The organism is Nakamurella sp. (assembly GCF_044224575.1).
Lineage (GTDB): Bacteria > Actinomycetota > Actinomycetes > Mycobacteriales > Nakamurellaceae > Nakamurella.
Genome location: NZ_JBGAKE010000012.1, coordinates 181,712 through 191,706, shown reverse-complemented (window position 1 = coordinate 191,706; position 9,995 = coordinate 181,712). Strand labels below are relative to the sequence as shown.

Genomic DNA, 9,995 nt, shown 5'->3' with positions numbered 1-9,995 from the left:
CGACCCTCAGCCCAGCGGCCGGACCGCGGAAGTTCGGTTGCTCCTGCGGGCCGGTCAGTGCCCGGCGGCGATGAAGTTCTTCAGGTTGGGCAGCGAGTTGATCGCGGTGAGCCCACCGGCGGTGTCCTTGGGCAGGCCGGCCTGGGTGGAGCTGGTCTCCATGACCCGGTAGTCCACCGGTGAGACGTCCTGGGTGTTCTGGGTGGCGGGCTGGGTGATGGTGACGTTCTTGACGTCGTAGTGCGTCCCGCCGCTGGTGAACAGGAAATCACCGGTGTAGGTGGCGGTATCGGTGGCGGCCTCGATCCAGACCGTCTTGCCCGGGTCGGCGGTCACCGAGATGCTCTGGCTGTCGGTCACGCTGGACTGCCAGATGTGGTTGGCGGTGACCTTCATGCTCAGCTCGGCGTCGACGATGCCGGTCAGGTCGAACCCGACCGACGTGGAGATCGACCCGCCCAGCGACCAGCTCGAGCCCTGCTCGTGGCTGATCTCCAGGCTCTCCGTGATCTTCTGCCCGGTCTTGGCGTTGCCGGTGACGCTGGGCGCCGGCTGACCGTGCTGATCGGTGACCAGGTCCCAACCGGTCTGCCCGTAGGTCGGATCGGCGGACGGCACGAAGCTCCGGTCGGTGGCGTTCTGGTACAGCTTCAGCGCCGTGATGGCAGCGTCCTTGTCGGCGCCGGCGTCGATGACGACGATCTGACCGGGCGCGGTGTCCGCCGTGGCGGCGGCCTCGGCGACGCCGGTGCCGACCAGACCGATCAGCCCGGCCGCCACCGCGGTGATGCCCAGGGTGGTGATCCTCCGGACGTTCATGACTCTCTCCTCGAAACCGTGCGTGGTCCACCGATCGGTGGACCACGAGACCGGGGCGGATTCGCCTACTGTCCGGCCGGGGCGGTGATGGCCTGCTCGTCGGGCATGTACGACACCGGCGGGTGCTTGAGCGAGCCGCTCGGATCGACCAGGTCGCCTTTGGAGATCGACACGTCGTGGATCTTGAACGTGACCCCCTCAGGGGTGGTGAACTGCAGATCGCCGGCCAGCGTGGCCACGGTCTCCACCTTGTCCAGCCAGCCCGTGTGCCCCGGCTCGATCTCGGCGTCGACGTTGACCGCCATCGAGTCGGAGCTGTCCCAGTCCGCTTCGCTGGTGAAGGACGCGGCCACCTTCGCCGCGACGCCGAAGGCCTTGACCCCGACGGAACCGGTGACCTCGGCGCCCAGGCTGGTCTTCTCACCCTTGGTGGTCTCATGGCCCTGGCCCAGGGTGGCCGGCTCGGACGAGTAGTTGTAGACCATGCTGGTCGCGCGCACCGGGTTGCTCACCGAGAACATCGGCGCAGTAACCATGTTCGGCATCCAGTTGACCGAACCATCGACGGCGCGCGGGAACTGGTAGCTCACCGCGGCCGCGGCCGCCGTGGGGTCGGTGTCGTTGTCGATCGTCACTGTGGTCGGCGCGGCCTCCACCAGGTCGACGTGCTCCGGGTCGCCGTCCGGATCCTGCACGAGTCGCACCTTGTCGTCGCCCTGGGTCCACGTGTCCCCGCGGTGGGTCTGCCGGAAGTTCGCCGGGATCGAGCTGTAGGTCTCGGTGTACACGCCGTGCGTTCCGGACGAGATGTACCTGTCCCCTACGCCGAACGCCGTGCTGTCGGCGTTGGCCGCGTCCAGGCTCGCCCCCTGCACGAAGAAGAACACGTCGTACGGATTCGCGACCTCTGCCGCATCCCACGTCGTGGTCTGCCCGGCCTGGATGGCCTGGGGCACCCGGATCTGCTCGGCATCGACGTTGAAGTCCGCGCTGTAGGGGCTGTTCGTCGCTTCGTAGAACGAGTACGGATGCGAGGTGTAGTTCGACACCTCGATGTAGTCGTGCGAGCCCTCGACGTCCCCGGTCGCGGCGTTCGCCGCCGGCGAGGCGAGCAGGGCCGCAGCGGCGAAACCCGCCAGCACGGCACCGCTGGTGACGGCGCGGGCCAGCCGACCGCGGGAACCGGGGCAACCGGGGGAAAGCTCTTTCATGTCAACCTCGATCACTGTGCGATCTGTCCGAAGGGGTCCCGGCGGCCGCCTGGGTGGTGCTCGCCGGACACCCATGACTCTCCGCCTCGGCAGGGCCTCGCACGGTCCGCCGGCCGGACGGTGCTGCGGGTGATCCGCGGGTCCACCGATCGGTGGACGCCACCGACGTCCGGCCGGCCGCCATCGTCCACAAGCGTTGAAAAGCAGTCTGTCTCGGACGGCGCCTCACGACGCCGCTGGACGCGGCGATGCCAGGTCGCCCAGGCGACCGGTCGGGACGGCGATCCAGCCCTCCACCGCGGCAAGGTCGGCGTCCGCCGGTGCCGGCTCCCGGACGGCCCCGAGCAGGGAGGCCCGGGCGACCAGCGCGCAGATCACCGCGTCGAGAGCGTCGTCCGACCGCTCGAGCAGTTCCCGGTCGGCCCGACCGACTTCCAGCCAGGGCACGGCCGTCAGCAACCCGTCGACCAGGAGACGACGGGCGGGTCCGTTGGCCGCGCGCTTGTACGTCCGCGACGGCAATCCCCAGCGACGCAGGGCGGCCGCCGGATAGGTTTCGACGACCGCGCCATGGCCGGCTCGGTTGACGTCGACGCCCTGCCCGGCCAGCACGGCGAGCAGGCCCGCGGCGCGCAGCGCCGGATGGGCGATCCGGTCCGCGGCCACACTGAGCGGCCGGTCCCCGCCCGCCAGGCAGACCAGGTCGGTCCGCCGGTAGACGATGGCGCGACGGGCCGGCACCGAGTCGACCTCGTCCAGCCGGACCGCTCCGCGCCGCTGCCGGTCGAGGAAGTCGACGAAGGCGGCCGGCCAACCGAGCGGGCAGTCAATACCCGTCCGCGTCGCGCCGCGCACAAGGTCGAGCAGCGCGACGTCGTCCGCGCCCAGCCGCAGGCTCACCAGCCACGCCTCGCCGCCAGACCACTGCACCGTGGCCGTTGCAGTGGCCGCCGGAGCCGCCGCGAGATCGATTCCACCGGTGATGATCTCGGACCTCCCTGGATTGGCCGGGCCGGGCGCCGCCGGACCCCCGCCCCGACCGGCGGGGCCACCGAGACGGCGACGGGGCCTTCGGCCGGAGTGCGCGCCGGTCCGGCGCCTGGCGATCAGCGCCTGGTTTGGTACCTGGTCAGATGCACGCCGCCGGGAAACGTCCGAGTCTCCACCAGGTTCAGGTTCACCCAGTTGTCCAGGGCGGTGAAGAACGGCATGCCGCGGCCGACCAGGACCGGGTGGGTGACCAGCACGTACTCGTCGATCAGCCCGGCCCGCATGGCCGCCGCGGCGAGGGTGGCGCCGCCGATGTCCATCGGAGCACCGTCCTGCGCCTTGAGCCGGGTGATCTCGGTGACGGCGTCGCCGGCGACGAGGCGGGCGTTCCAGTCGACCGCACCGATCGTCGAGGAGAACACGACCTTCGGCATGTCCCGCCAGCGACCGGCGAACTCGATCTGCGCCGGGGTGACACCCGGCTGCCGGTCGGCGGTCGGCCAGTGCGAGCTCATCCCCTCCCACAGCCGGCGCCCGTACAGCGCCAGGCTCGTCGCCGCCACCCGGTCGGACCACCACTGGAACACCTCGTCACTGGGCACGCCCCAGCCGAGGTCGTCGCCGGGGGCGGCGACGTAGCCGTCCACACTCAGGTTCATGCCAAAGGTCAGTGTCCGCATGTGTCACGCTCCCGTGGGTAGGTCCTGGTACAGACGAACACGAGGCGGACGAGTCATCGGTCAGGCCACACCGAGGGCGGTCGACCGGCCGGTCATCGGACTCCGTCCACGCCGGCAAGCCGCGGGCCGCCGGCCAGAGTGGTGATCCGGCGGATTATCTCGTCGCAGGCGGCGTCGAATGCCTCGTCGGAACCGACCCGGACCGGGTCCGGGATCGACCAGTGCAGCCGCGGTCGGCCGGGTTCCAGTTCCTCGTGGGCGTTGTCGCACACCGTGACGACAAGGTCCGCCGGCCGCAGGATCTGATCGACATGGGCGGTACGGGCGTGACCCAGCCGCAGCCCGCGCCGACGGCCGGCGGCGACCGCGCCGGGATGCACCCGATCCGCCGGGTGGGTGCCGGCACAGGCCACCGGCAGCCGGGTCAGCCGAGTCCACGATGCTGCCGCCAACTGGGAGCGGGCCGAGTTGTGGGTGCAGACGAACACCACCCGGCGCCCGCCGACCAGGTCGGTCGCGGCCGGCCCGACTGCGGCGCGCACCAGCGGGTCCTCCCGACGCAACCGCACATAGCTACGCCGGCGGTCGCCTTCCGACCGGACCCGGTTGATCAGTCCGGCATCCTCCAGCACCCGCAGGTGGTGGGCCAGCAGATTGGTCGCGATTCCCATTTCCTGGCCCAGCTCGCCCGGCGACGCGTCCCCCGGGACGAGCCGGTCCACGATCGCCAGCCGAGCCGGTTCGCCCAGCGCAGCGTGGACCCGAGCCCGCCGCATCAACGGCTCACCCACTCCGATTACCTCCAGTTCCATTGACTCAAGTATCAATGAGATACTCCAGGGGTCAAGGCTCGTTGCCGATGTCGATCCGTTGGAGGCACCCATGTCCGGCAGGCCCAGCGTGTTGTTCGTCTGCGTGCACAACGCCGGCCGCTCTCAGATGGCCGCCGGCTTCCTGACCGCACTCTCCGGCGGGAAGGTCGAGGTGCGGTCCGCCGGATCGATGCCTGCCGACCAGGTCAATCCGGTCGCCGTGCAGGCCATGGCCGAGGTCGGCATCGAGATCGCCGATCAGCACCCCAAGATCCTGACCACCGACGCGGTCCAGGCATCCGATGTCGTCATCACCATGGGCTGCGGCGACGCCTGCCCGATCTTCCCCGGCAAGCGCTACGAGGACTGGCAGCTCGATGACCCCGCGGGGCAGGGCATCGACAGCGTCCGACCCATTCGGGACAGCATCCGCCGCCGGGTCGAGACCCTCATCGGTGAGCTCCTCCCGGCTGCCGGGCACTGATCGCATCCAGAATCCCACTGGCCGCCCGTGCTGCTCCCCGGCCTTCGGGGTCGATGGTCCGGGCGTCGACCCGTCCTCCCGGGTGGTCGTCCGCGGGTGCTCGTCGGCGCCGATCTGACGCCGCCGTGCGGCCCACCGGGGCGGCTGCACGTGACGGGTCCGCGGGACCCGGCCGTCGCGTCAGCCGGCCGCTGACGGGCCGGGGTGCCGGAACCCGCGGAAGGCGTCCATCACCGCGGCCTGGGTGCCGGCCGAAAGATCCTCCGAGCGAAGGCGCCCCACGGCGGCGATCGTGCCGCGAAACTGCTCGACATACCGTTCGCAACCGGGGCACACCTGCAGGTGGGTCTCGAACGCCTCGGCGATCCGAGGGTTCAGCGCGCCGTCGAGGTAGTCGGTGACGAGCTCGACGAGTTCCTGGCAGGTCAGGGCGGGAGTTGTCATCGCCGGATCCTCCTTCCTGGCGTTCCGACTTCGGAACCGACGACCGCACCGGCGGTCCCCAGTCGACCCTAAGTCTTCGTACTGCGTCGCGACGTGACAGTCGCCGCACCCGGCGATCGAACAGGCCGGTCACGGGGAGCGGTAATAGTCCTCCAGCACGGCCCGCAGCCCGGCCCGTCCGCGGTGCAACAGCGCCCGCTGGTTGGCCGGTGTCACGCCCATGATGGCGCACACCTCGGTCGAGTCGCAGCCCTGCACGTCCCGCAGGATGACGACGGCCCGCTGCCGGGGCGGCAATCGGTCCAAGGCCCGCCCCAGCAGCTGCTGAGTCTCCCCCGCGATCACGTTGCCGTCGGGTTGCTGCCACGGGTGCGGGACACCGGCGGAGGTCCACCCGCCGGGGTACCGGCCGTCGCGGCCCTGGAACCGGCCGGCGTCGACCGTCGCACCGATGGCGTCGGTCGGCTCGTACCCGGGCGTCGTTCGGCTGTCGCGAACGCCGCGGGTCTTCGCCCGGTTGACCACGATGGTCAGTGCCCATGTGCGCAGCGAGGAACGGCCCTGGAACCGATGAAGGCCCTGCAGGACTCCCAGCCAGGCCTCCTGCACCACGTCCTCCGCCGCCTGCGGGCTGGACACGAACGTCCGGGCCAGCCGCAGCATGCCTGGCGACCACGCCTGCACCAGGTCGGCGAACGCCCGTTCGTCGCCGGCCCGCAGCCGCTCCACCAGCATCCGGTCGTCGGCACGGTCGGCCGGCTCGGCGCCCGGCATGGCCATGGGTACTCCCTTCCGCGGTCTCATCGTGACCCGGACCCGGCGCTCCCGCAAAACCAGGCGAATCACCCACCTACGTCCGGCCGGCCGGCCGGTGCCCGGACGACGGTGAATTTCGTGTGTCACGGATGGCCGGAATCGAAGGACAGACACCCGCCGGCACCGAAGAACCCCAGAACGTGCCCGGGAACGGCGTGACCTCACATCACCCGACCCCGGTCGAATCCCCTCCCCCGCAAGCGATCAGGCGGCCCACATACCGCCGGACGGGAATGTCCATGAATCTCCGCACGCGACTCGGGTCGGTCGCCTCGTTGGCCGCCGTCGCCCTTGTCGGCTCGGCGTTGTTCGGCGCGTCGACTGCATCCGCGACATCGGGTCACGGTGACCGTCCGGTCACCGTCTACACCCAAACCAACAACCTCACCGGAAACCAGGTGTTGGCCTTCCGCGAAGGCACCGCCGGCACGCTCACCCCCGTGGGCAGCTACCCGACCGGCGGCCTGGGCAGCGGCGACGGACTGGGTTCGCAGGGCGCGGTCGTGCTGTCCCCCAATCGGAGCCAGCTGTTCGTGGTGAACGCCGGCTCCGACACCGTGTCGGTGTTCCGGGTCGCACCGGACGGATCGTTGACCAATCAGGGTCAGGTCGCCTCCGGCGGCGACCGTCCGGTCAGCGTGACCGTCGCCGACGGGTTCGGCTACGTGCTCAATGCCGCAAGCCTGTCCGTCGGCAGCTTCCGCTACGACGGGCGCGGCGTCGCCGGCACCGGCAACGCCGGCGCGCCGCTCGGCGCGGGCGCCGCCGCGCCGGCGCAGGTGTCGCTCACCCCGGACGGCCGGCACCTGCTGGTCACCGAGAAGGCCAGCAACACCGTCGACGTGCTACCCGTGTCGCACGGCCGGATCGGCCCGCCCCGGACGTCGCCGTCGTCCGGGACCACCCCGTTCGGGTTCGCCTTCACCGACAACGGCGTCGCGGTGGTCTCGGTCGCCGCCTCCGCCGCCGCCGAAACCTTCACCATCGACCGCCACGGCCAAGCCGCCACGGTCGACCTGGAATCCACCGGTGGCCAGGGCGCACCCTGCTGGGTCGCCGTGACCCGCACCGGGATCGCCTTCACCGCCAACGCCGCGGCGAACAGCATCTCCAGTTTCCGGGTGAACAGGCGCGGCGAACTGACCCTGCTGAACTCCCGAGCCGCCGCCACCGATCCGCATCCGACCGACATGGCCCTGGGCGCCCGGGACACCCGGCTCTACAACCTCAGCGACCAGGGCGGCGCGATCGACGCCTCGACCGTCCACCCGGACGGAACCCTCACCGGGACAGTGGCTGCCGCCCGCGGACTGCCCACCACGATCACCGGGCTCGCCGCGACCGGCTGACCCGAAAGGCGGGCCGGGCCGGGGATTCGCCCCCGGCCCGGTCGCCGTTGAAATAAGCTACCGCGCGGGCTCTCTCATTCGGATCGCTCGCCTCTCGCTCCGGGCCGGCGGTAGCAGCGCACGACCGGGCGGTTGAATCGTCCGTCCAAGGGCCGGGCTGATCGGCCCGGGTGTTGCCGATCCGGCAACCCGGTTCGCTCGAATCGGTCGCGGTGGGGAACAGTGGGCTGGTGAGCGACGACAGCGCAGCTGGACCACCCGACGGCTATCTCGGTGATCCGGCGGTTCGGGCGGAGTGGGATCGGCGTTACACCGAGCAGGAGCGGCTGTGGAGCGGCCGTCCCAACGGTGCGTTGGTGGCGGAGGTCGCTGGGCTCGCGCCCGGGCGCGTCCTGGACGTCGGCTGTGGCGAAGGCGCGGACGCCATCTGGCTGGCCGGCCGGGGCTGGGACGTCACCGCGCTCGACCCGTCGGAGGTGGCGCTGCAACGGGCCGCCGGGCATGCCCGCGACGCACAGGTGGTCGTTCGCTTCGTGCATGCGGGCCTGGCCGAGGCCGGTCTCGCGCCGGCATCTTTCGACCTCGTCTCGGCGCAGTATCCGGCGCTGCTGCGCACCCCGGATGCCGCGGCCGAGCGCGCGCTGCTCGGGGCGGTCGCGCCGGGTGGTCGGTTGCTGTTGGTGCACCACGCGGGCATGGACACCGCGCCTGCCGACGACCGCGGCTTCGACCCCGCGGACTACGTCTGGCCGTCCATGATCGCGGCCTTGCTGGACGACCGCTGGATGGTCGAGGTGGACGAGACCCGGGCCCGCGCGGTCCCGGAGAGCGGCGCCGGCGCGCATCACGTCGACGACGTCGTGCTCCGGGCCCGACGGGTGCGCTGAACTCGGCCGGCACCGGCGCCCTACCGTCCGAGACCCGGCCGCTGCCAACGGATGGGCGCCACCGCGTGGGCGCCGGCGACGACTAGAGCAGGACGACCCCGGACGAGGGCACGGTCTGCTGATTCTCAGGCGGCTGCCGCGCGGGTGACGATGTCGGCCAGCTCCGCCCGACCCGGGCCTTCGCTCAGCGGTGGCCGCCAGCCGGTCCGAAACACGGCCTTGGCCCGGGGTTCGACCTCGTCCAGACACGACGGCAGGCCCTGCATGGTGACGTACGGGACGATCGCCGGGCGGATCGACGCGTCCTGCGATGCGGCCGACATGATCAGGTCCGACGGAAGGCGATCGGTCAGGTCGATGTCCTGGCCGTCCCACCGCCTGGTCAACGCGTCGTCCATCCGCCGATGGTCCTCGACCCAGGGGCGCATGTTGTGCTCGCACCAGGCGTCGAACTCGATCGCGACCAATTCGCGGTCGACGATGTCGCCGGCGCGGGCGTGCCCATCGATCAACTCCAGCAGCCGGCCCACCTGCAGGTAGCAGGTGGTGATTCCGCGACCGAAGTTGGGCGTGGTGGTGCAGACCGCGTCCCCGACGAAGATCAGTCCGGGCAGGGCCAGGTCGCCGTCGGAGCTGCGCTGTCCGCGGTAGAGGTTGAGCAGCGGACCGCCCGGCAGGACTTCGGTCAGCGGACGGGACACCGCCGGGTCGGTCCAGGCCGCCAACCCGGGGATTGCCCGGGCGGCCGCGTCGAACGCGGCGTTGTGGCGCAGCGGAACCAGGGAACGGTCGCTGGTGTTGCGGACGATCAACGTGGAGAAGGTTCCCCGTTCATGCAGGAAGACGATGACCTGATAGCCGTCGTACTCGCCCTGCCAGGCGAGCGGGTTGTCCATCGGCGGGGTCGGGACACCGTCGCGCAACCGGTATTGCCGGTCGACGTAGGCGATGCCGCACGGCCCACCGATATGCGCTCCGGTGCGCAGGTTTCGGGTCGCTCGGCTGGCTCGTCCCGAGGCGTCGAGCACCAGATCGGCCTGGAGTTCGGCTCCGTCAACCCGGATCCCGCTCGCCCGGCCCCGATCGATGTCGACCTGTTCGACATGACCCTGCCGGATCCGCAGGCCGGGCTGCTGGAGAGCTGCTGCACGCAAGGCTATCTCGAAGGTCGAGCGCCGCGACCGGACCCCGGCCGGGGACAGGGTGCCGTCCGGGAGGGTCATCTCGATCGGCTCGCCGCCATGCACGAGCCAGCTCGCCCACGCCGCAGGCGCTTCGCGCTGCAGGACGCGGGCGATCTGCGGACGGAACCCGTGGGCATGGTGGAATTGCATGACACCGCGGCGGGCCCAGGTCCCGTCCGCCGCCGGGCCCGCGTCCCGATCGACGGCGACGACCTGATGTCCACGGCGGGCGAGTCCGATGCCCAGCAGCAGACCGGTCGGGCCGGCTCCGATGATGGCGACCTTCATCGTTCCCCTTCGTTATTCGTGTTACCGTCGG

The 9,995-nt window shown here is 71.0% G+C and carries 11 protein-coding genes; 3 read left to right on the top strand and 8 right to left on the bottom strand.

Annotated features, from left to right (window positions below):
- Positions 1-54: 54 nt before the first annotated feature.
- From ACILSK_RS15525 to ACILSK_RS15505, 5 genes are all read right to left on the bottom strand, one after another.
- Positions 55-819, bottom strand: coding sequence for a hypothetical protein (locus ACILSK_RS15525; protein WP_395728071.1), 765 nt, complete (start codon positions 817-819; stop codon positions 55-57).
- Between the two features lie 65 nt (positions 820-884).
- Positions 885-2,030: a hypothetical protein gene (locus tag ACILSK_RS15520; RefSeq protein ID WP_395728070.1), complete on the bottom strand. Its 1,146-nt coding sequence runs from the start codon at positions 2,028-2,030 to the stop codon at positions 885-887.
- A 225-nt stretch (positions 2,031-2,255) separates the two neighbouring features.
- Positions 2,256-3,002: a DUF429 domain-containing protein gene (locus tag ACILSK_RS15515; RefSeq protein WP_395728080.1), complete on the bottom strand. Its 747-nt coding sequence runs from the start codon at positions 3,000-3,002 to the stop codon at positions 2,256-2,258.
- 134 nt (positions 3,003-3,136) lie between these two features.
- Positions 3,137-3,700 (bottom strand): dihydrofolate reductase family protein, encoded by a 564-nt coding sequence (locus tag ACILSK_RS15510; RefSeq protein WP_395728069.1) that lies wholly within the window; start codon positions 3,698-3,700, stop codon positions 3,137-3,139.
- Positions 3,701-3,792: 92 nt separating this feature from the next.
- The gene (locus tag ACILSK_RS15505; RefSeq protein ID WP_395728068.1) at positions 3,793-4,512 is read right to left on the bottom strand and encodes a helix-turn-helix domain-containing protein; all 720 of its coding nucleotides are present in this window, start codon (positions 4,510-4,512) and stop codon (positions 3,793-3,795) included.
- A gap of 70 nt (positions 4,513-4,582) precedes the next feature.
- Between ACILSK_RS15505 and ACILSK_RS15500 the strand changes: the two genes are divergently transcribed.
- Positions 4,583-4,996, top strand: coding sequence for an arsenate reductase ArsC (locus tag ACILSK_RS15500; protein ID WP_395728067.1), 414 nt, complete (start codon positions 4,583-4,585; stop codon positions 4,994-4,996).
- 180 nt (positions 4,997-5,176) lie between these two features.
- Here ACILSK_RS15500 and ACILSK_RS15495 read toward each other — a convergent pair whose 3' ends face one another.
- Positions 5,177-5,440, bottom strand: coding sequence for an anti-sigma factor family protein (locus tag ACILSK_RS15495; protein ID WP_395728066.1), 264 nt, complete (start codon positions 5,438-5,440; stop codon positions 5,177-5,179).
- 129 nt (positions 5,441-5,569) lie between these two features.
- Positions 5,570-6,220, bottom strand: a complete 651-nt coding sequence (locus ACILSK_RS15490; RefSeq protein ID WP_395728065.1) for an RNA polymerase sigma factor — start codon at positions 6,218-6,220, stop codon at positions 5,570-5,572.
- Positions 6,221-6,495: 275 nt separating this feature from the next.
- On the opposite strand from ACILSK_RS15490, the gene ACILSK_RS15485 reads away from it, so the two are divergent.
- Positions 6,496-7,605, top strand: a complete 1,110-nt coding sequence (locus ACILSK_RS15485; RefSeq protein ID WP_395728064.1) for a lactonase family protein — start codon at positions 6,496-6,498, stop codon at positions 7,603-7,605.
- A gap of 230 nt (positions 7,606-7,835) precedes the next feature.
- The gene (locus tag ACILSK_RS15480; protein ID WP_395728063.1) at positions 7,836-8,492 is read left to right on the top strand and encodes a class I SAM-dependent methyltransferase; all 657 of its coding nucleotides are present in this window, start codon (positions 7,836-7,838) and stop codon (positions 8,490-8,492) included.
- 125 nt (positions 8,493-8,617) lie between these two features.
- Here ACILSK_RS15480 and ACILSK_RS15475 read toward each other — a convergent pair whose 3' ends face one another.
- Complete coding sequence (locus tag ACILSK_RS15475; protein ID WP_395728062.1) at positions 8,618-9,964, bottom strand: FAD-dependent oxidoreductase; 1,347 nt, start codon at positions 9,962-9,964, stop codon at positions 8,618-8,620.
- Between the last annotated feature and the right edge of the window lie 31 nt (positions 9,965-9,995).

What these genes read in the sequence shown, in the direction of transcription:
- ACILSK_RS15525 (WP_395728071.1), bottom strand. Translation starts at nt 819, where the DNA reads ATGAACGTCCGGAGGATCACCACCCTGGGCATCACCGCGGTGGCGGCC.
- ACILSK_RS15520 (WP_395728070.1), bottom strand. Translation starts at nt 2,030, where the DNA reads ATGAAAGAGCTTTCCCCCGGTTGCCCCGGTTCCCGCGGTCGGCTGGCC.
- ACILSK_RS15510 (WP_395728069.1), bottom strand. Translation starts at nt 3,700, where the DNA reads ATGCGGACACTGACCTTTGGCATGAACCTGAGTGTGGACGGCTACGTC.
- ACILSK_RS15505 (WP_395728068.1), bottom strand. Translation starts at nt 4,512, where the DNA reads ATGGAACTGGAGGTAATCGGAGTGGGTGAGCCGTTGATGCGGCGGGCT.
- ACILSK_RS15500 (WP_395728067.1), top strand. Translation starts at nt 4,583, where the DNA reads ATGTCCGGCAGGCCCAGCGTGTTGTTCGTCTGCGTGCACAACGCCGGC.
- ACILSK_RS15495 (WP_395728066.1), bottom strand. Translation starts at nt 5,440, where the DNA reads ATGACAACTCCCGCCCTGACCTGCCAGGAACTCGTCGAGCTCGTCACC.
- ACILSK_RS15490 (WP_395728065.1), bottom strand. Translation starts at nt 6,220, where the DNA reads ATGGCCATGCCGGGCGCCGAGCCGGCCGACCGTGCCGACGACCGGATG.
- ACILSK_RS15485 (WP_395728064.1), top strand. Translation starts at nt 6,496, where the DNA reads ATGAATCTCCGCACGCGACTCGGGTCGGTCGCCTCGTTGGCCGCCGTC.
- ACILSK_RS15475 (WP_395728062.1), bottom strand. Translation starts at nt 9,964, where the DNA reads ATGAAGGTCGCCATCATCGGAGCCGGCCCGACCGGTCTGCTGCTGGGC.